Origin of the sequence: Yersinia similis, assembly GCF_001053095.1 — a bacterium.
Lineage (GTDB): Bacteria > Pseudomonadota > Gammaproteobacteria > Enterobacterales > Enterobacteriaceae > Yersinia > Yersinia similis.
The window spans coordinates 21481-42465 of sequence record NZ_CGBP01000037.1 but is presented as its reverse complement, the minus strand read 5'-3'; the positions used below and the strand labels follow the sequence as shown (position 1 = coordinate 42465).

The window sequence follows — 20985 nt, the reverse complement described above, 5'->3', positions numbered from 1 at the left end:
GGATAGACAGTGCCATAAGTTCGATTCTCTTAAATTCCGGGGCTACCTGTTAGCGCCCGTGGTAGCAGAATAAAGCGGCACGGTTGTGTGAGTAATTAAACCTGGTATGCAAATTATATGGTGATGACGATTAGTGACACCACTAAAACGAGTTTAGTGCTTTAATAACACAGGTTATTAATCTGATTTGAATTTTAAGAAAAACAAAGACGACACAATGCCATAAAAAATTAAATTATTTTTTAATAAAAATAATTATTTATTCACTTTTTAGGAATGAAACATCATTAAGAACAGAGGTTTTGTCAAAAGACCCCATGAAATATGTAAATTCAGACGTGCATAGGAAAAACACTTAACTATCAGAAAATAAATAAATTTATTAAAACATTGATTATTTAATATCATTTGGTTAATAATACGAGGCATCTGGGGGAAGTAGCGAAATATCCTTTCCAGCGGTCAATAACTAGGAAATTTTCTTATAAAAAAGAATATTAAACTAAAAGCGGACAACATAACGCGGGTTTGCCTGATTTTTAAACTAACCAATAATAACACTATCTCCTGATAATCAAGCAGTATTTACCCTTGAGATAAGTAATTGATTAAAGTATTTAATCATAGCAAACATTCCAATGCCACTATGCATGCAACTATCGAAAAAATATGAATAAACAATCCTATATCGTGAATGGTTGGTTAATCGATCTGACATCTGGTTTTATTACCCATCAGAATACCAAGGAAAAGAAACGCCTTGGTGAATATCAGCTCAAATTGATCAACGTATTATTGGAGCATGCTGGCGAAATATTATCCCGTGATGAGTTAACCAATTTAGTCTGGAAGCGCCGAGTTATTGGCAATAACAGCTTGCCCAATGCTATTCACACGCTACGTGTCGCTTTGGGTGATGAAAATAAACAACAGCGCATCATCCAGACGATTCCCAAGATAGGTTATCTGCTAGACACCAGCTATTGTGAAATTATTAACATCACAAAGAAAGAAGAGGCGGGTGAACAGGCAGCATTGAACTCAATCAACGATCAGGAGATAGCCGTACAACAGAGTGCAACCACTCTCAACGAGGGTGTTAGCACGGGTTCAGCTGATATAGCCAACATCGCAATAGCGAATACTGGCGATAAGCCGGAATATACAGCGATCACAGAATCCGTAACCCCAACGCAGACCGGGCAGGTTGCTGTTGACCATCAGCAAGTCTTGGCCACTAAACGCCCATCGTGGAATATTTTCAGTTACTGGGGGCTGACGATTATTGCGCTATTGATTTTTATCACTGCGGTCGCTATTTATCGTTTATTTCCGCAGAACAAAGGGGTTAATTACACCGCTATTGAGCAGGATCAAGAAGCGTACAGCAATATCCGCCTGTTCCAGTTGGTGGACAGTGCGCTGTCGCTGCAACAGGAAGAGAAGCTTAATCAACGCCTAAAAGACACGCTTTATACAATAAATAAACAGAGTAAAGCGAAAAATATGAATATTAATATTTATTATTATGTGTCACTAAGGCGTTTAGAGTTTACCTTCTCAGTAGAAAGTCAATGTGAAAATAAACAGTTAGGGATGACCATCTATCATTGGCGTCAGAATTCTCAGCTATTGAATAATTTGATTTACCGTGAGATGGAGAGAAAAATCAATGAAATGGTTAACTGCTAGTAATGGGGGGCTTCTGTCAATTGTGGGGTTATTCCTTTCACTGGCAGCACTGGCCTCTTCTGAAGTAAAGAAAAAACCCACACTTGCTGAGGCTCAATTACAAATGGGTTTTTATGATTTACTATCACAACAGAAAGAGATCTATGACACCCGTGTTACCGCGACCCAAGGTGGTGTTATTAGCACCATTACCAGCCCTAATGATAATCGTTTTATTTTTAAGGGTAAGTTTACTGAACAAACCACCCAAAATGGTCAGTTGAGTTTCAGCTACAGCCCCATATTCTTCAATAACCCCACGTCTGGCCGCATGATTGAGGGGTTTCTGGATTATTTAATGCACAATACCGTATTTATGACGCCAATGGTGGTTGAAGGGCAACCTTTATTGGTGGGGCAAAGCGGTATTGTCTTGGGCGAGAAATAACTGGGCGTGAGAAATAACTGAGAGTGAGAAATAGCTGAGGCTGAAAAAACGGCTGATATGTGCGATCAACGCACATGCAGCTTGAAGAATGACGGGTATATTTACCTTGCTGCAACACCAAGTACGTTGGGTACTTGCAGTTGCAGCCGTATTCCCCCTCCTTAACCGCCCAATAAGTTTCTGACCATAGCGCTGCGCGCATTACCTTGCGCGGCTAGCATGTTGGCCCACATCGCATACTGGGAACGCCCTTGCAGTAACTTTTCTGCTAAAACTTCGGCGGCCATCAGCGCAGAATTGGGCGCAGAGAAACTGGACATGCTATTGATTTGCACCCCGGTATTTCTCTTATGCTCGCTCAATTTACTCATCTGCCCGGTAATATGCCCCATCGCTTGCTGAATACCCGCCAGGTGTTTTTTGGCTTCCTGCGGCTTCGCAGCAATATCACGTACCCGATCTTCCAGCACCACTTCTGGTTGTAATTTCAACGGTTGAAAGCTCTCTTTGGCAAAACGTAACCCGCCACCACGGACCTGAAGATGCGCCTCTATCTCTGCCCAGCGCTTTTCATCCACATGAAATTGCGCATTCCCCTGCGGATCTAGCCGCCCGTGGACCCCTAAACGCCCTAATCCATTATTTAAACGTAAGAGATTTTGGGCCGGCGAGGCATAAGCCGGTAATTTGACCGCCACGACGTGATAGCTAACCCCCGTCAGAGAAAACAGCAGCGTTTCACTTTCTGCCGGTTGCAAAAGCTGCTCGGCTCCGTGCAAAGCGAAATTAACCTCGGTACGCTGTTCTGGCACAAAATTAAGTTGCCGATCAACGGTATTACCTGACATCACGGTACGTTGTTGCAACCAATGTAAGGTTCTTAATGCCAGTGGTTTGATTTCGGTATCCGCTCTTTCTTGTTGCAGCGCACGTTGCAATTGTGCAACCTGCCGCTCAGTCGTATGTAAATACCCTTCAGCCCGTTGTAATGCAGTCAACTGCCGATTAAGTTGTACGTTATAACGCAGTGGCTGGCTGGAAATAAAAGGTGACTCAGGGAAATCGGCTTCTTTTTTTATCAAAGAAAGCGGATTAACGCCCTGAAGCTTATCAAAACTAGGGAGACTGGTTTTATTCGCCACCTCCCATTGCGTTCTATTGAGTCCTACCTGCATAACATCCCAGCTTAAATTAAGTTAAAAAGAGACAAGCTATTAATCTGTTTAAACGTCGTATAGTTGGCATTGGTCACCGCCATGAGGTTCATTAATTCCATATAAGACTCAGCTAAATCCAGGCCAACCAAATTTTCTTTGATAGTAATATTAGACAGTTCCATTTCCTCATGATTTTTTTGCAGCAATTTACTATGCGTCTGTCTAATGCCTAACTCGGTTAATGTTACCCCCATATGATCAGAGGCACTGTCAATTAACCCCATCATTTCATTAATTTCGGTGGTATGACTAGTCGATGGCAAGGTATTCTGTTTAATATCATCACATAATTTTTTTAACTTATTTAGTGTCGCTAAATCCCCATTGGCATCAGCGAAACCAGACTGTAAATGCACATTTTCAGTGATTTTTACGCCCTCACCAACGCCAGTTTGGCGGTTCTTACCATTCCCAACATACGTATATTTATTCGTCATACTGTCGAAGGTAATTGGCTTGGTATTACTTGCTGTCCCTGCAAACAAATAACGCCCTTCACTATTCTTGGCATTTAACTCTGCCACCACAGCTTCCAGCATATAGTTCATTTCATCAGCAACACCAGAGATATCTTTATTGCTTTTAACATCGTTACTGATGGATAACAGCCTGTCTTTAATCGCAACCAACTGTGTATTGATAGCAGAGACATGCCCTACCTGATGAGTCAAACTGTTAGATAATCCATTAATATTATTGGTGTATTGTTTGATATTCGACTGTTCACGGTTTATCTGTAATAGCCGTGTGCTGGCTATAGGATCTTCCGATGGTAAAGTAATACGCTGTTGCGTCATCATTTGCTTGTTTATTTTCTCAAGCTTCTCATTGTGTTGAGTAATAAACCTATTCATCGCAGAGGACATGGTTGGCGTGCTGATTCTCATCAGAATTCCTTTGTTATTTAGGGTGTGATAATTAGATTAAAGCTAAAAGATCAGAGAATAATTTATCTCCGGTCGCGATGACTTTCATATTAGATTGATAAGCCCGCTGATACTCCATTAAATTTATTGCTTCTTCATCATTATTTACACCACTAATACTTTCACGATACCGGGTAGCTTGATTTAAGGTGTTTTCGGCGTTTTCCAATTCGCTGTGATTTCTATTACTGGTGATGGCGATATAGCCCACTAACGTGGTCGCTGCATCATCTAATCGTACACTATTCATGCCAACAACATTTTTTTGTTTAATATCAATCATTTTAAATAGATTACTGCTATCGCCAGAAGGCTCACCGCGACCAGCCAAGGCTAATTGTTCCGCCGTAATAGCTGACAGTTGTAACATTCCATTTGGATCACCCGGATTAAAGACAAATAAGTCTCGCCCATTAGCGCCAGTAAAATCACTACCAAGTTTGAGCTGAGTGTTGAACTCATCGGCTACCGTTTTCGCCATCCCTTGAGTAGAGGCCTGTAATTTTTTCAGGGTGGTAAATTCATAATCATTTATTCCCCCCAATTGACCTCCACATGACATATTCATACCCTGTGTGGTCCCCGAAAAATGGATATTGATCTTAGTATCAGCAGAGCGAGTATCAACCGCCAGTTCAGCCGCCACAGCACCATTCACTAAAGGCTGCCCTTGTTTCACGCTAACACGGTAAGTGCCATCCTCAGCTTGATTAACTTGTGTCTCTATTAAGCCACTGAGTTTTTTTATCTGGAGTTCCTGCTTATCCAATAAGTCGTTAATATTATTGCCGTCAGAACGATTCTTTAAGATCTGTTGATTATAATCAGCAATACTGCGAGTCAAGCTATTGATCTCTTTAATACTGATATCACGTTGCTGCCCAATAGAATTTTTTTGCTGAGCAATAAAGTTATTCACATTATTAAAACGTAGCGCCATGGCATTAGCCGATTCGATGATCTGCTGACGCATGGGTGTTGAGTCAGGCATTTGTGTCGCCGCACTGAGAGAGGAAAAGAAATTATTTAACCCCGTTGCCAGACTGGTGCTCTCATTGGAGACCATCAATTCTACCGCTTTAAGATATTGTTCACCTGCCTCGTAATACTGTTGCTGGCTATTTGCCTGCCACTCCTGCATAACCACATATTGTTTGGAAAGGCGTCTGATTGCATCAACATTGACCCCATTCCCTGCGTTAATTCCACCCTGCCCGTCCGCGCCAATCGCACTTTGTTCAGCCCGCTGACGTGAGTAGCCGGGAGTATGAATATTGGCAATATTCATTGATGTCGCATTTAAATGCGCTTGTGTTGCCTGCATTCCGCTAAATGCGGTTTTAATAAAATTCATGGTTATCCCGGCATTTGTTGAATAAGTAACAGATGTTGAATAAATAACAGATACGCTTTACTCCCTATAAGCGAACAATTGTTCGCCAAACTTAAATAGGCTTTATTTACCGCCCAATTGCTGGATCAACAGATTAGCAATGCCGCTGCTACGCTGTGATGCCAGTGTGGAGGCCAGTTTGTCATCGTAAAAATCGCGCATCATGCGCTGTTGCTTACTGTTAAACGGGTCATCATCGGCAGCCAGCACTTCGGCGGCTTTACGCATCTGTTGTAATAGCGTGCGCATAAATACCGCTTCAAACTGTACCGCCGCTTGTTCCAAATCTTGCGGTTGGAGGTCACCGACAAAACTCCCCGGCATCACCGGGGATGATTTATTAATGGCTTCAATCATATATTGTCCTTAAATAACCACTAATTCTGCATCCAAGGCACCTGCTTCATGCAGCGCTTGTAATATCGCCATGATGTCATCAGGAGAAGCACCCAGGCTGTTGATGGTATTGACAATGCTGCGCAGGCGAGTCCCCGCAGGCACCATCACCATTTGGTTTTTCCCTTTGGTCACTTCAATATCGCTTTCAGGTGTTGTTACCGTTTTACCGCCGCCTAGCGTGTTGGGTTGGCTGACATTTTTTCTCTCACGGATACTGACCGTCAGATTGCCATGGGATACCGCTGCCGCACGAACTATCACCCCCTCTCCAATCACCACCGTCCCGGTCCGGGCATTGAACACCACCCGTGGTGACTGCTGGCCAGCATTAATTTGCACATCTTCCAGTAATGACATAAACGCCACGCGCGCACCGGCGTCTTGCGGCGCATTGACCATGACGTTGGTGGCACTTTGCGCGGTGGCCGTATTGGCACCGAAAGCCCGGTTCAACGCCAGTGCCACGTTATTGGCTGATTTAAAACTGGGCCGTTTAAGATTCAGCACCACTTGGTTGTTAGTTTGAAAATCACTGGGTACCTGACGCTCAATGCTCGCACCATTGGGAATACGGCCGACGGTTGGGGTGTTCACCGTAACACTGCTGCCACTGTCGCCTTCAGCTTTGATGCCGCCGACCACCACATTCCCCTGTGCCAGGGCATAAACCTCACCATCCGCCCCACGTAATTGGGTCAATAATAGCGTACCGCCACGTAAGCTTTTCGCATCACCGATGGATGAAACGGTGATATCGATCGATTGCCCACGGCCATAACCCGGCGGTAACGTGGCGCTGATCGCCACAGCGGCAACGTTTTTCACCTTGGGATCCATTTTCTCCGGCAGTTGTACGCCAAACTGACGCAACATATTAGCCATTGACTGGCCGGTAAATTTCACCTGATTTTTATCACCACTACCATCCAAGCCCACCACCAGGCTGTAACCCACCAATTGGTTACCGCGCACCCCCTGAATATCCACCAGCGATCCCAACGGTTGCGCGGTTGCCGTGGGTAAAGCAAGCGCCATTGGTAAAACGAACGCTGCCGACAAAACCAACCCGCCCCCCAGTTGCTTCAAGTCGTGTCGTAACCGAGAATACCGTGATCTGATTTGATCCGAAAAATCTATCCTGCTTAAATCTATCCTGCTTAAAAACATATTGGCTCCTGCCTAGATCGGGAATAGCGGATGGTTAAAGAAGCGCGTCAACCAACCTGCTGAGTTAGCATCACTGAGCGCACCACGACCGGCATAGGAGATGCGGGCGTTGGCAATGCGCTGAGAAGATACTGAGTTATCCCGCGCCACATCATCAGCCCGGACTAAGCCGGTGACCCGCATATATTCATCTCCCTGATTGAGGGTCAGCCATTTTTCGCCACGGATCACCAAGACGCCGTTAGGCAATACCTGATGGACTGCAACGGTTATCGAGCCACGTAGCATATTTTGCTGTGCTGAGGTGGCACTGCCGTCAAAATCACGCTTACCGGAAATTGAGCCGCCGAATTTATTCAGTTTTTTGCCCAAGACTTCTGGAACCCCCAAGCTCATGTCATTCTTTTTGCCAAAGTTGGTTTTGGCCTGCTTGCTGGATTGGGTGGATTCATCCAGTATGACGGTCAAAATATCGCCGATCCGGTATGCACGCCGATCCTGCAACAATGACCAGTTGTAAGCGGGCTGAAACAGCCCACCTCCTTCTGTCACCGTAGCGGGTTGCACCAGATTGGCCGGTGGTGCAAATTCGGCATCATCTTTTTGCACCAACAGCGCAGGGCTTTCACAGCCACACAACGCCAGCACCATTGGCGTCAGTATTAAAAACCTTTTCATTCGTCATTCACTTTTCAAAAGAGGATGCTGGCGATCACAGCTTCTGGCTAACAAACTTCAGCATGTCATCGGCGGCAGAGACCATTTTGGCATTCATCTCATAGGCCCGCTGGACGGTGATCATATCGACCATCTCCTCAACCACTTGCACATTCGAACCTTCTAATGCGCCTTGTTCCAATTGACCAAACGCCTCTTCACCCGGAACCCCCTCTACCGCTTCACCACTGGCGGCGGTCTCTTTATAGAGGTTGCCACCAATCGCTTCCAAGCCGGCTGGGTTCACAAAATTCACCAGTGTAATTTGCCCAATTTCAACGGGTTCAGTCTCACCGCCGACCGTGGCGCTGACAGTGCCGTCTTTACCGATATGCAGTTGTTTACTGCCCGCAGGCAGCTCAATTTGTGGGATCAGCGGCATGCCCTGTGCGTTAACCAGTACACCGTCTGCGTTAGTGGTTAAATTACCGGCACGGGTATAGGCCATGCCCCCGTCAAGTGTTTCAATCTGGAAGAACCCCTGACCGCTGATGGCCACATCCATGTCACCTTTGGTCACCTTGATGCTGCCGACAGTAAACTGTTTTTGTGTCCCCACAATTTGTACACCGCTACCAAACTGGATACCGCTCGGCGTGGTGTTATTTTGATCCAACGGCGCTCCCGGCGTGCGCTGGTTCTGATAAAACAGATCGGCAAACACCACGCGATCGCGTTTGAAACCATCGGTATTGACGTTAGCCAGATTATTAGAAATGGCGCCCATTTTGGCATCTTGTGCCGCCAGACCGGTTTTACTGACCCATAAAGCAGAGTTCATAACTGTTATTCCTTAATTTCCATATTGAGCAAGTGGTGTTGATTTATAAATCCACGAGCCATCGCCATTAACTGCCCCGGATCATCCTGTTGCCCGCTTGTGCCAGATCCTCTGCAACCTTCATCATTTTGATTTGCGCTTCAAATTGGCGGCTGAGGGAGATACTGGCGATCATTTCGCTAATGGCCGAAATGTTGCTGCTTTCCAAGTGCTTATTCACCACTTGTACCGTTTCATCACGGGCGGCAGGGCCACGGTTACTGACCAGTAAACCGCGGTTATTTTTTCTGAGTTGATTGGCAGGAATATCCACCAGTTTGATGCGTTCAATCTCCTCTGGGGTTTTAATGCCCCCCGCCTGCGGGATGATCGCTATCGTGCCATCATCGGCTATCGATAATGCCGAGTAAGGAGGGAGCACGATCGGGCCGCCATCTCCCAATACCGGTAAACCATTGATGGTTAAATCACCGTCGGCGCTAACCTCCATCTGACCATTGCGGGTATAGACTTCACGACCACCACTGAGTACTGCGATCAGCCCCTGATTTTTAACGGCAATATCCAGATCACGGCCGGTCTCTTGCAAACTCGCAGGGGTCATATCCACCCCAGCATTTTGGCTCAGTACCGCGACACGGCTGTTATAGCCACTGCCCATTACCTGAGTCGCGGTGGCCTTTTCCAGATCTGCCCGGAACCCCTGCGTATTGGTGTTCGCCAGATTATTGGCATGGATCTGTTGTTGTGACAGGCTGCGATTAGCCCCGCTAACCGCGGTATACAGAAGCTTATCCATTACAGCACCTGGAACAGCGCATTCATCATGCTGTCATTGGTGCTGATGATTTTGGTGCTGGCCTGATAATTGCGCTGGGCGGTCATCAGCCCTACCAGTTCTGCGGTGATATCCACATTGGAATTTTCTAACGCACCTGATTCAAGGCTACCCAATAATCCCGTGCCAGGTGTACCTAACAATGCCGCACCAGATTTATTGCTCTCACTCCAGCTCGTGCCAGTTTGCGTAACCAAACCGTTTGGATTGGCAAAGTTCGCCATCACCACCTTGCCTTGCAACATTCTTTCGCCATTACTGAAAGTGGCATACACCGAGCCGTCGCTTTCAATCCGTTCACCATTTTTAACACCCGAGGTATAACCATCACTTTTGTTGGCGGTAGTGGTAAACCCTTGGCTAAACTGCGTGGTGCCGGTGTAATCAATATCGATATCATAATTAGCGGCCCCCGGTAGATTGAAAGAACCAGAAAGATTGGACTGGCTACTGCCCGCGATCAGTTCACCCGTATTGGTGAATTGCAATGTATGGGGATTACTACCAAGTACGCCATCAACGGTATGGCGAACCGTCCATTGATTTGGTGCAATAGTAGAAGTCGCCGCTGATTTAATAAAATAGTGAGCGACCGAGTGTTCCCGCCCTAGAGAGTCATAAACCGTCGAGGTGGCAGTGAAGTTGTAACTGTTTTTATCACCAGCACTGAAAGTGCCTTGTGATGGTACCGTTGCCGCGGCATTCAGATTGGCCATAAAATCAAGATTTGTTGAGGCCTTAGCCGGCACCCCCGCGTTGTTGATCTTCAAATCACTGATAATACCCGCCTGTACATTACCTGCGGCATCCGCCGGGTAGCCCTGTAATTTCATCCCCTGTCCGTTAACCAGATAACCATCGACATCGGTATGAAACATGCCCGCACGGGTATAGGCCTTATCACCCGAGTTTTCCCGTACCACAAAGAAGCCGCCGCCGCTGATCGCCAAATCTAGCCCCATGCCGGTTTTTTCTTTTTGGCCGTCTTTACCGATATTTTGTGAAACGCCGCTGACCGCGACCCCTAACGGCTGTGACTGGGCATACATAGAAGCAAACTCAGTTCGGCTGGCTTTAAAGCCTTTGGTTGCCGAGTTGGCAATATTGTTACTGATGGTGTTCAGTTGTTCGGTATGTGCATTCAAGGCCGTATTGGCAATACTAAAGCTCATAAAATATTTCCTTATAAATAAATTGGTTATCAGATTTGGCCGTGTTAATTAGGCCCCAAACTGCGTAATTTGGCGGTATGAGACTTCGCCAAGACCGGCAATATTCAATTGCGGTGCACCACCTTGTGGTGAAATACGCACGTTGTTCACTTTGCCTGCCACTTCTAGCGGAATCAGTTCTTCCCCACTGCCACTGACGGCACTGATTTGGTATTGGCCCGGTTGGAGCTTGGCCGCCACAGGGTCAAGGGTGAAATTCACTGGCCCCGCCGGTTGTTTACCCAAATCGATAACCTGCTTGTGGCCCAACATGTCAGTGACGTGCAGTAACAGCGTCGGGGCGGGCTGTTTCAGCGTTAAACGCCCAGCCACACTGGCCTTATCCAAGGTAATTTCATTGCTCTCAACCATCACCTGCTGCCCGACCAGATTGGCCGCCGCCATGGTCTGCATTTTCGCCATCTGAACGGTATTGCTCTTGAGCAGTTTTGCCATATTTTCCGTGGCTTGCACCTGCGAGAGTTGCGCCATTTGGCTAACAAACTCGGTGCCATCCGCTGGGTTCAGTGGATCTTGATTCTTAATCTGCGCTACCAACAAGGTCATAAATTGGTTATTTAACTGCTCCCCTCCCGGCAGGCCGCCTTCAAGTGCTGGGGATTGATTGCCAATATTGGCTAAATTTCTGCTTTCATTAATCTGCACGGTTAGCGCTCTCCAAGCTTTAACACACTCTGCTGCATGCTTTTCACACTGTTTAATACTTCAACATTGGTCTCAAAGCTGCGCGATGCTGACATCATGTCAGCCATTTCTGACACCACATTCACCGCAGGGTAAAAAACATAACCTTGCGGGTTGGCCATTGGGTGATTGGGCTCATAACGCTGTACCGAGCCGCCAACCTCCACCACATCCAATACCTGCACTTGCGCACTCTGGATCCCTCGGGGCTCAGCCGCAGCGCGGGGTGAATAAACCGCCGAAAACACCGGGCTGCGAGCTTTATAAACTGTCGCGGCGGAGGCTGCTGGTGACTCCGCATTCGCCAAATTACTGGCAATGGTATTTAGCCGGATGGTCTGGGCGGTCATTGCCGAGCCAGCCACCCGATAGATTTGGTTAAAAGACATCCTTATTTCCCTTCAATTGCCTGCTTTAGCCCGGTCAATTTCATATTGAGAAATGACAGACTGCTTTGATAATCAAGGGAATTTCTCGAGAACTCCGCTTGCTCTACGTTTAATGCCACGGTGTTGCCATCCAGTGAGGGCTGATAGGGCCGCCGGTACTTTATTTTTGGTGATGTCAGGTCAGAAGACGCCATCACCCCATTCCCTCTTTTTGCTCGTTGCATTTCAGCGGCAAAGTCAATATCTTTAGCCTGGAAATTTGGGGTATTCACATTGGCTAAGTTGGCTGATAGCAGTTCTGCTCTGGTAAGTCGAAGCTGCATCGCCATAGGGTGAACCCCTAATGCTTTCTGAAAATGGATGCCCACAAAATACGTCCTGTTTTGATGTTAAAACACAGTTGTTGCACGAAATCACACCAATCAATGCAACTAACGTGCCAGGTTTATAACATCATGATTAATAGTGTTTTTTATTTTTATTGCCCGCAAAAATGGAAGGTAAACTTCCTTCTGCCAATGACGCTAATTATCCGCACCCGTCACTGCGTACACAGCCTATTGATCTGTGGTGCGTTGCTGTATGCCAACGCGGCCTCAGGGGCTGAAAACAACACCCGAAAACAGGTTTATACTCAGGCTCTGCACGCCGCGACGGCCGATATCGCCCAAACCGCCAAAAATAAAAATTGGCAGGGCTATAGCGTCAAAATGAATATTTTTATTCCGGCAGAAATAAGCCGTTATAAGCCATGCCCAACAGCACTTCAGGTAGCATTGCCAACCGCAGAAACACAAAATTTATCGCGTTTGCGTTATGAGATAAGTTGCCCCGATGGTCAGGGCTGGGAAGTGGTCGCCACGGTAAAGCCGGATATCTATCTGCCTATATGGGTGGCGAAACAGACTCTTGAACGCGGGAAAAAAGTGCAAGCGGATGACATCGAACTGAAGAAGAAGAATATTACCGGTGTTCAGGGCGGCTATATTACCGATCCGGACGAGATCCTCGGCTTAACCATCAAGCGCCGTATTCGCCAGTTGCAACCCGTTATCCCCTCACAATTAGAGCAGCCCGTTTTAGTGACCCGTAATCAACACGTTCTGATGCTGGCCGAGCAAGACGGCATCGAGGCCCAGACGTTGGGGGTAGCACAAAAAAATGGCCGCAAAGGGGAGCTTATCAAGGTGAAAAACCTCAGCAGTGGCCGGGTGGTGACCGCCACAGTTGATGGCAGCGGTAGAGTCAGGATGTTAGGGCTGTCCACGCCTTAGAGGTTATTGCACCACCCGCTTAAGTTTCAGGCGGCAAGTTAAGTTCCAGGCAGATTGTACCGTTTTAGTCATAGTGTGGGTGTTATTCGCTGCAATTTATACCCGTCATACTTCAAGTTGACTGTGCGTTGGCTGTCTTCCTGCAACTCAAGTTATTTAGGGTATACGCATTTAGCGATTTAATAAGTTCACAGTAATTTAACTGACAAAAGGTGATTTTAGATGGAAATTAACACGCATCGGCGGCGACCGTTTATCGTCCAACCGGTTAGCACAGATACGCAATCTGCGGTCCAAGCGATAGCCCCCATTAAGGCGGTGGTTAACGATAATAACTATGCAACATCTGACTTGCATGCCAAGCTGGACGCCATGCAAGAAGTAGACAGTGAGACGGTCGATGCCGCCAAGGCGGCAATACAAGCAGGAAAAATCACACTCGATAGCGCGGCTGTCGCCAGGGCTATACTCAACTTCCACAGAAGGTAATCAGTTATGGGGTCGGCACAACGGGTTAAACAGTTATTGATAGACATTCAGGAAGACCGGAAGCGTTACATCACGCTGGAAAAATTGTTGATAAAGCAACGTGAATTGATGGTTGGGCATCAAACGGAAGCACTGGAGGCACTTAATCCACAACTGACTGAATTGTATAACATGATTGATAAAACAGCGACGGAACGCCGGCTCCTGATGCAGCAATTGCAATTACCTGCCAATAAAGAAGGTATCCACCAGTTGCTGTCGCGTTTACCGCCAAACTACCGCGAACATGCCGGCGCGTTATGGGCTGACCTGCGGTTACGGGCCAATGCCTGCCACCAGCAAAATCATCACAACGGCATGTTGCTTACCCAGCAGATAACATTGTTATCTTCATTAGTCGAGCAACCCACTGAGTTTCTTTATGCGGGCTAGCTGGTTTTTATGTCTGTGAACTTATGTCTGTGAGTTTATTTCCGTTAACCTCTATACCCGTCATACTTCAAGCTGCATATGCGTTGGCCGCTTTCCTGCAACTCGACTTATTTAGGGTATATATGCAGTAATCACTTTATGGATTGTTACCACCAAATAAAAAAATCCGCCATAGGCAATATTCCCCATGGCGGATTTTTTATGGCAGATTGAGAGGTTCGGTATTACATGTTGCCCGTATGCTGGCGTTGCCAGCACTGTGTTGCCAGAGCATCAGTATTTTTTTGCGCCTGCCGCCCCTGTTCTCGTTGATATTCTTCTTGTTGTTGCTCCAATACTACCGCCACGATTTTTTCACGGCGAGCCTGCTGCTGCATCTGTATCTGTAGATTGCCAGCTTCGATATCAGCCAGTGCCTGCTCCTGCTTTTGCCAGCTAATCAGCCGCTGAATATGGCGCTGATAGTCAGCGTGATTCGCCATCTGCAACGCAGAAACACCGGGGAATGCCTCCCCAGAGAGGGTTAAGGCATTTAGTGCATTGATATTGCGTTGATAGCGCTGACACAACTGTTTTTGCTGCGTTAACTGGCTGGTGACCTGGTTGAGCGAGCGCTGGCGCAATTGCTGAAGCTGCCGGAGTGTGTCGATCATATCGCTCATGAATTACGCCTCGTCAGTGGGGGCAAAGGAGGGAAACATGCCAGTCAGTTGTTCAACGCTGGCAGAAAATAATGCCGGGTGGCCCACCTCCTGGCGCAGAAATTGGGTAATCGCCGGGTAGTAATGCACCGCCTGATCAGCCATCGGATCTGCCCCTGCCACATAACCGCCCAATGGGATCAGGGGTTTGATCGCCATATAATCGGCATAACACTGTTTCAGTAGACTGGCGGCCTTTGCCTGCTTGCTGGCAATCACCTGATTCATACAACGGCTGATCGACTGGCTGATATCAATCGCTGGATAATGCCCCGCCTCCGCCAGTTTACGAGATAAGACAATGTGGCCGTCCAATACTGCTCTGGCGCAATCGACAATGGGATCTTGCTGATCGTCACCTTCGGCCAATACGGTATAAATCGCGGTCATGGTGCCGTTGCCACTGCTATTACCGGCGCTTTCAGCCAGTCTGGGGATAATGCTAAAGGCGGACGGCGGGTAGCCTTTGGTGGCGGGCGGCTCCCCTAGTGAAAGGGCAATTTCCCGCTGGGCCATGGCATAACGGGTCAGCGAATCCACTAACAGCAGCACATCGTGGCCTTTGTCACGGTAATAGGTCGCGATAGAATGGCAGAGTTCGGTGGCCTTGATGCGCATCAGCGGTGATTCATCGGCGGGCGCGGCCACCACCACGGATTTCGCCATACCGGCGGCCTGTAGCGAATGTTCGATAAACTCTTTCACTTCGCGGCCACGCTCACCAATCAGCCCCACTACCACCACATCTGCCTGGGTATAGCGGGTTATCATGCCGAGCAACACACTTTTACCGACCCCACTACCCGCCATCAGCCCCACCCGCTGGCCTTTGCCGATGGTCAGTAGGCCGTTAATGGCGTTGACGCCGACATCCAACGGGGTATCTACTGCCCGCCGTTGTAATGGATGGATCTGCGGTAGCTGCTGTTGCAGTGGCGTACTCCCACCCAATTGACCTTTGCCATCAATGGGTTCTCCTAGCCCATTAATGACTCGCCCGAGCCAGCTATCGCCGATCAGCAACTCACCGTCCTGCTCGCTCGGGAACACCCGCGCCCCCCCCAGCACCCCACCGGGATGCTTAAAGGGCATCAGATAGGTGATGTCCCGATCAAACCCAACCACCTGCGCCTCAATAAAGCGCTCATCGACACTCTCAATGCGACAGCGCTGGCCAATAGCCAAACGGCAGCCGACACTTTCCAGCAACAGCCCCGTCACTCGTACTAGCCGGCCTGCCACTCGGGTCAGATGAATGTTATCGATAGATTTCAAAGCATGATCGAGCACCGGTGATTCACTCATGGTGAGTGTCCGTCAGAAAACTGCTGTGCAATGCACCAATGCATTGATCCAAACGGTGCTGACAACCTACATCAATTTCTGTGGTTTCTGTGACGATACGGCACTCACCGCCTACCATTTCTGGATCCGCTACCAGCCCCCACGCCTGCACTTTTTCCGGCGCAACATCATTAATGCGACCCAGTTCTGCCGGATTCAGATAAACCTTGAGTTGCTGTGGTACCTTGGGCAGTGCTGCCAGCGCCTCTTCCACTAACGCCAAAAGCTGCGCCGGTTGCAACGCCAGCTCACAGCGGATCACCTGCCGAGTCACTTTCTCCACCAGTTGTAATAACTCATCCCGGCGGCGCTGCTCATAAGCATCCAAATAGGCATGTAGTTGGGTGACATAGCCGCTGAAAGGTTTAATCGCATCATTAAAACTGGCGTACTCAGATTGCCGCCCCTCAATGCGCCCCTTTTTTAGCCCATCATCGTGCCCAAGACGTACCCCTTCCTGATAGCCTTCTTCTTTCCCTTCGGCCAGCCCTTTATCAAATCCTTGGCTGATCCCCTCCTGAAAACCCGCCATCAGTTGCTTTTGGTATTCCGCCGGATCCAGTGTCTGGTCTACCGCTGACAGGGCCATTTGACGCATTTTACGCAGCGGTGGGAACTGATGAACCCGCAGTTTCACCGCCCCCGCCCGTGGGGTGTTTTTTATCGACATCGCCTTACTCCATGGTCTGTTCGGCAAACAACTGCACCTGAATCTCTCCAGCTTCCGCCAGTGCCCGCACCTGCGCCATAATTTCTTTGCGAATGTGTTCGACACGGCTAACAGGAACCGCCCCCGTCCGCTGTGTCGCATTTTGCAACTGCTGAATCTGGCGTTTAGGCAGCACGTCATAGATGGCCTGGCGCAAAGCTGGCTCGGTTCCTTTCAGGGCAATAGCCCAATCACTCATCGGGATAAGGTCCATTAGGCGCTGCAAGGTGGCTTCACTCTGGCGGCTGAGGATGAAGAATTCATACATTTCATCCTTCAGTTCATTCAGCACCTCTTCATCACGCTCACCCAACTGATCCAGCAATTGCTGTTGATTGCCGGGAATACGGTTAACAATATTAGCGGCCTGTTTGATACCGATCACTTTGGAACCATGTTCAGAAAGCACAGCCACCCCACGTTCAATCAACCGGTCCAGTTCATCCACCACATCACGGTTCACATCATCAAGCTTGGCAATGCGGTACAAGATATCGTCCTGGCGATCTTTATCCAGATACGCCAGTACCGTTGCTGCCACATCTGGGGGTAAAAAGGCCAAGAACACCGCCTGTAACTGTAAATGTTCTTGGTCAATCAGCGCCACCAACTGCGGCGTATCCACCCACTGCAACCGCGTCATACGATGGCGAATTTCATCACCATAAATGCCGTTAATCACACTTTTAGCGATATCACTGCCTAACGCTTTATTCAGGATCGCTTGCAGGTAACTGCGTGAAGCACCATTGATGCCACTCTGCTCACGATAATCCCGAAAGAAATCATCCAACGCCTGCCGTGCTTGATCCAGTTTGATGTTATGGAGCCGTGACATCATCTGGCTCACACACACCACCTCCTCACGGCTCAATTGTTGCATCACCATGGCGGCCGCTTCTTCACCAATACTCAGTAATAAAATACTGGCCTGTTCCAATCGGCTACGTCCCTTGGTATCACTTTTGACGCTTGGGTCATCACTCAGGTTGAGATTTGGTTCGTTCATTACTGTTAATCCATTGTTTAATGACTTCGGCGGTACGTTCAGTTTCTGATTGCGCCAGTTGTTGCAGGTGGGCAATTTTGGTTTCCAAACCGGAACCTTGTTCTGGCAGATCGTCGCCTTCCCAGAGAGAAGACGTGGAGAAGGAGCTTTCTGCACGCGGGCTACTTTCTACACCGTCTACACCGGTATCCACATGATCAAGCGCCTCATCTGCACCCGCCGAGGAAATGGCTAACGGCAGGTTCTCCGGCCCCTTACGCGAATAGCGTTTCATCAATGGGCGAACACCAAACCACAGCACCAGCAATGACAGCAGCCCTATCCCCAACAACTCTGCCCAACGGAAAGTACTTGGCTCTTGCCACCACGGCATCACTGGCTCGTCAATCAACGTAGGCACCGTGAAGGCCATCATGTTAATGGTCAGAGAATCCCCACGCTTAACATCAATACCGGCGGCATCTTCAATTAAACGTTTAAGTTCTTCCTGCTGTTCCGGCGTCCACTGTGCTAGCAGAGGGAGCGATTTATTCAGCACCACCGCAACGGTCATTTTCTCCAACTTGTAACCGGGATAACGCACATGGCGGATATTGCGATCGTAAATATACTTACGCTGCGCCTGACTGCGGCTAACGGCTGCGGGCGCTTGAGCGGCTTGAGATTGAGGGATTGGCTGATTGCTTAGCGACCCAGGGATCCCCATCGCCATATCGTCATTACTGTTCTCTTGCTGAATATTTTCATCATTGATTCGAGGGTCTGGGCCATAGTGCTCCGCAGTCTCTTCAATACGGCTCAGATCCAATTGGGTGGCAACACTGATGCGGTAGTTATTCGCGCCGATCACCGAATTCAACAGGTTCGCAATATTCTTCTCGGCAGTGCTTTGCAGATAGTGGGCCAGTTCGGTCCCACTTTTCATACTGGGTAGCCCTTCACTGTTCGCCTGGTAAGCTTGTGACAGTAATTCACCGTGTTGATCAACCACCCGAACATTCGTGGGTTTCATTCCGGGAATACTGCCCGCCACCAGTTGGACAATGGCACCAACCTGCTCAGTGCTCAATGTTTGGCCGTATCTCAGGCGTAACACCACCGAAGCACTGCTCTCCGAGCGATTACTGATGGCGAATGAACTGGCTTCACTCATGCCCAGATGAACTCTGGCATATTCCACCGCGCTCAATGCCATCATGCTCTGTGCCAACTCCCCTTCCAGGCTGCGTTTATAACGAACATTTTGGATAAATTGGCTGCTGCCAAGCATGCTTTCTTGATCCATCAACTCATAGCCAAGAGGGAGTGTGGCAGTAATTCCTTTTGCTGCCAGCAAGATACGTGCTTTACCCAACTGATTTTCAGCCACTAACACCTGACCGTTATCTGGGTTAATACGATAGGCGATGGCCTCTCCTTCCAGCACTTCCACCACTTGGGTGACCGGGATATTCTCCTGCGAACCAAATAACGCCGTGTAGCCCTGTGAGCTACGCCAGAGACTGAAAATAATCGCGCCTGTCACCAAAAGGGCTACCGCGCTCATAAGAATCGTTTTTGTATTTTCACCTAATTGACCTGGTGACAATTTCTGCTTAATTTTATCTAACACCTATTTACCCTACAGCGCAGTATTCATAACATCGTCTAATGCAGAAGTGAGCTTATTGCGCACCTGCACCATGGCGGAGAAAGCCACACTGGCTTTCTGACTCGCTAACATCGTGCCGGTTAAGTCATCACTGATGCCCATATCCATCGCGGCCTGCTTCTCACTGGCGACGTGTTGTAACTGGTCCACACTCTTAATCGCGCCGTTGAGTACCTGAGAAAAAGAGAGATTATCCGCCCCCTTTTCCACAGGGTAGACATGGCTATTGGCGGCGGCTGGCTGTATTGTGCCAAACTCAAGACCACTGCCTGCCATGGCCGCTATTTGCCGCATTTCCAGCATCACTGGCGATTGCAAACGAGACATATTGATAGAATCAATGTTATCCATCCTGCTTCCTTATTTTTATGAGTGACACTCAATGTCGATGCCATCTTCACGCATATTGGCGAGCCGATATCGCAAAGCGCGTGGCGTAATACCTAAAAATGCGGCCGTTTTAGATTTATTGCCCTGATGCCGTTGCAGTAAATCCACAATGTATTGGTATTGCGCCAAGCGCCCACGTAACTTAATATTATTTTCCCCATCAGGGGGCTGATTCGCAGAAAACGATAATGATGGCTCCCCTACTGACGAGGATATTTCCTGTGCCATAGGTAAACCAAGACCGGGTAGTTCAATCACGCCGTTGTTGCTCATGATGATGCCGCGTTGAATCACATTTTCTAATTCACGAACATTGCCAGGCCAAGTGTATTTATACAGTTCACACTGTGCCTCTGCAGTGATATCTATTTTTACATTCAGAAAACCTTGGTACTTATTAATAAATGCCTTCACCAAAGGTAGAATGTCTTCTGGTCTCTCACGCAAAGGTAATATATGGATAGGCACCACGGATAAGCGATAGTAGAGATCCTGACGGAAACGTCCTTCCGCAATTTCAACGCTTAGATCCTTATTTGTTGAGGCAATAATTCGAATATCCAAAGGAATAGCCTTATGGCTACCTAAGCGCTCGACTTCTTGCTCTTGTAATACACGCAATAACTTTACTTGCAGTGCCAACGGCATATCACCGATTTCATCCAGTAATAATGTTCCTCCATTCGCTTGCTCGAATTTACCCGCAACACTGGCGATAGCACCAGTAAAGGCACCTTTCTCATAACCAAATAATATGGCTTCTAACATGCTCTCAGGTATCGCGGCACAATTCACCGCTATATAGGGAGATGAATCCCCCATGGCTTTCTGATGGATATATTTAGCCACACACTCTTTACCTGTCCCGGTTTCACCTGTGACCAATACCGGAACATTAAATTCAGCCACCCTCCGCGCAAGGGAAAATACACTTACACTGGAGGGCGCATTAGCAACAAATCCATGATCATTTTTTGGGAAAACATCAACATTGATATTCATCATAATTTATCCACACGTAAAATCACAACAAATCACGCTCGACACTCAATAGATCGACAAAATAAATTGAGACTTAAATATTATTGAAAAAATAAATCGAAACGTGTTACATAGTGTTTTTT

At 47.9% G+C, this 20985-nt stretch carries 24 protein-coding genes; 5 read left to right on the top strand and 19 right to left on the bottom strand.

The features are described 5' to 3' along the window. The first annotated feature begins 669 nt into the window (after positions 1–669). The gene (locus AC971_RS19275; RefSeq protein WP_025381365.1) at positions 670–1692 is read left to right on the top strand and encodes a transcriptional regulator; all 1023 of its coding nucleotides are present in this window, start codon (positions 670–672) and stop codon (positions 1690–1692) included. Further along, on the top strand, positions 1673–2119 hold the full coding sequence (locus AC971_RS19270) for a hypothetical protein (RefSeq protein WP_025381366.1): 447 nt from the start codon (positions 1673–1675) through the stop codon (positions 2117–2119). The genes AC971_RS19275 and AC971_RS19270 overlap by 20 nt, the downstream gene beginning before the upstream one ends. 161 nt (positions 2120–2280) lie before the next feature. Here AC971_RS19270 and AC971_RS19265 read toward each other — a convergent pair whose 3' ends face one another. The 12 genes from AC971_RS19265 to flgB form a co-directional block, all read right to left on the bottom strand. After that, on the bottom strand, positions 2281–3294 hold the full coding sequence (locus tag AC971_RS19265; RefSeq protein WP_025381367.1) for a hypothetical protein: 1014 nt from the start codon (positions 3292–3294) through the stop codon (positions 2281–2283). Between the two features lie 11 nt (positions 3295–3305). Next, positions 3306–4223: a flagellar hook-associated protein FlgL gene (flgL, locus tag AC971_RS19260; protein ID WP_025381368.1), complete on the bottom strand. Its 918-nt coding sequence runs from the start codon at positions 4221–4223 to the stop codon at positions 3306–3308. A gap of 31 nt (positions 4224–4254) precedes the next feature. After that, positions 4255–5616: a flagellar hook-associated protein FlgK gene (flgK, locus tag AC971_RS19255; RefSeq protein ID WP_025381369.1), complete on the bottom strand. Its 1362-nt coding sequence runs from the start codon at positions 5614–5616 to the stop codon at positions 4255–4257. Between the two features lie 102 nt (positions 5617–5718). After that, positions 5719–6012 carry a rod-binding protein gene (locus AC971_RS19250; protein WP_012104519.1) on the bottom strand — a complete coding sequence of 98 codons (294 nt, stop codon included), beginning with the start codon at positions 6010–6012 and terminating at the stop codon, positions 5719–5721. 9 nt (positions 6013–6021) lie between these two features. Beyond that, positions 6022–7089, bottom strand: a complete 1068-nt coding sequence (locus tag AC971_RS19245; protein ID WP_048677807.1) for a flagellar basal body P-ring protein FlgI — start codon at positions 7087–7089, stop codon at positions 6022–6024. Positions 7090–7233: 144 nt separating this feature from the next. After that, positions 7234–7899 carry a flagellar basal body L-ring protein FlgH gene (gene flgH, locus AC971_RS19240; RefSeq protein WP_011193059.1) on the bottom strand — a complete coding sequence of 222 codons (666 nt, stop codon included), beginning with the start codon at positions 7897–7899 and terminating at the stop codon, positions 7234–7236. A gap of 34 nt (positions 7900–7933) precedes the next feature. Further along, the gene (flgG, locus tag AC971_RS19235; RefSeq protein ID WP_025381371.1) at positions 7934–8719 is read right to left on the bottom strand and encodes a flagellar basal-body rod protein FlgG; all 786 of its coding nucleotides are present in this window, start codon (positions 8717–8719) and stop codon (positions 7934–7936) included. Positions 8720–8786: 67 nt separating this feature from the next. Continuing rightward, entirely contained in the window at positions 8787–9518 is a 732-nt protein-coding gene (gene flgF, locus AC971_RS19230; RefSeq protein WP_025381372.1) for a flagellar basal-body rod protein FlgF, read from the bottom strand. Continuing rightward, complete coding sequence (gene flgE / locus AC971_RS19225) at positions 9518–10729, bottom strand: flagellar hook protein FlgE (RefSeq protein WP_025381373.1); 1212 nt, start codon at positions 10727–10729, stop codon at positions 9518–9520. Before flgE ends, flgF begins: the two co-directional genes overlap by 1 nt. Positions 10730–10777: 48 nt before the next feature. After that, a complete protein-coding gene (gene flgD / locus AC971_RS19220) occupies positions 10778–11434 on the bottom strand; it encodes a flagellar hook assembly protein FlgD (RefSeq protein WP_025381374.1) in 657 nt (218 codons plus the stop codon). 2 nt (positions 11435–11436) lie between these two features. Further along, positions 11437–11862: a flagellar basal body rod protein FlgC gene (gene flgC / locus AC971_RS19215; protein WP_025381375.1), complete on the bottom strand. Its 426-nt coding sequence runs from the start codon at positions 11860–11862 to the stop codon at positions 11437–11439. A 2-nt stretch (positions 11863–11864) separates the two neighbouring features. Next, positions 11865–12230 (bottom strand): flagellar basal body rod protein FlgB, encoded by a 366-nt coding sequence (flgB, locus tag AC971_RS19210; protein WP_025381376.1) that lies wholly within the window; start codon positions 12228–12230, stop codon positions 11865–11867. 57 nt (positions 12231–12287) lie between these two features. On the opposite strand from flgB, the gene flgA reads away from it, so the two are divergent. From flgA to flgN, 3 genes are all read left to right on the top strand, one after another. Continuing rightward, positions 12288–13136 (top strand): flagellar basal body P-ring formation chaperone FlgA, encoded by an 849-nt coding sequence (gene flgA, locus AC971_RS19205; RefSeq protein WP_025381377.1) that lies wholly within the window; start codon positions 12288–12290, stop codon positions 13134–13136. A 222-nt stretch (positions 13137–13358) separates the two neighbouring features. After that, a complete protein-coding gene (gene flgM, locus AC971_RS19200) occupies positions 13359–13625 on the top strand; it encodes a flagellar biosynthesis anti-sigma factor FlgM (RefSeq protein WP_025381378.1) in 267 nt (88 codons plus the stop codon). A 6-nt stretch (positions 13626–13631) separates the two neighbouring features. Beyond that, complete coding sequence (flgN, locus tag AC971_RS19195) at positions 13632–14057, top strand: flagellar export chaperone FlgN (RefSeq protein WP_025381379.1); 426 nt, start codon at positions 13632–13634, stop codon at positions 14055–14057. A 224-nt stretch (positions 14058–14281) separates the two neighbouring features. Here the strand turns inward: flgN and fliJ are convergent, their stop codons facing one another. Genes fliJ through AC971_RS19160 form a run of 7 tightly spaced genes read right to left on the bottom strand, consistent with a single transcriptional unit; the run spans position 14282 to position 20866 of the window. Beyond that, the gene (gene fliJ / locus AC971_RS19190) at positions 14282–14719 is read right to left on the bottom strand and encodes a flagellar export protein FliJ (RefSeq protein ID WP_025381380.1); all 438 of its coding nucleotides are present in this window, start codon (positions 14717–14719) and stop codon (positions 14282–14284) included. Positions 14720–14722: 3 nt separating this feature from the next. Then, entirely contained in the window at positions 14723–16063 is a 1341-nt protein-coding gene (gene fliI, locus AC971_RS19185; protein WP_025381381.1) for a flagellar protein export ATPase FliI, read from the bottom strand. Next, the gene (gene fliH / locus AC971_RS19180) at positions 16056–16772 is read right to left on the bottom strand and encodes a flagellar assembly protein FliH (RefSeq protein ID WP_025381382.1); all 717 of its coding nucleotides are present in this window, start codon (positions 16770–16772) and stop codon (positions 16056–16058) included. The genes fliI and fliH overlap by 8 nt, the downstream gene beginning before the upstream one ends. A 4-nt stretch (positions 16773–16776) precedes the next feature. Next, positions 16777–17820 (bottom strand): flagellar motor switch protein FliG, encoded by a 1044-nt coding sequence (locus AC971_RS19175; protein ID WP_025381383.1) that lies wholly within the window; start codon positions 17818–17820, stop codon positions 16777–16779. Beyond that, positions 17792–19432 carry a flagellar basal-body MS-ring/collar protein FliF gene (gene fliF / locus AC971_RS19170; protein WP_025381384.1) on the bottom strand — a complete coding sequence of 547 codons (1641 nt, stop codon included), beginning with the start codon at positions 19430–19432 and terminating at the stop codon, positions 17792–17794. Before fliF ends, AC971_RS19175 begins: the two co-directional genes overlap by 29 nt. Before the next feature lie 9 nt (positions 19433–19441). Further along, positions 19442–19822, bottom strand: a complete 381-nt coding sequence (gene fliE / locus AC971_RS19165) for a flagellar hook-basal body complex protein FliE (RefSeq protein ID WP_025381385.1) — start codon at positions 19820–19822, stop codon at positions 19442–19444. A 15-nt stretch (positions 19823–19837) separates the two neighbouring features. Next, complete coding sequence (locus AC971_RS19160) at positions 19838–20866, bottom strand: sigma-54 interaction domain-containing protein (RefSeq protein ID WP_025381386.1); 1029 nt, start codon at positions 20864–20866, stop codon at positions 19838–19840. Between the last annotated feature and the right edge of the window lie 119 nt (positions 20867–20985).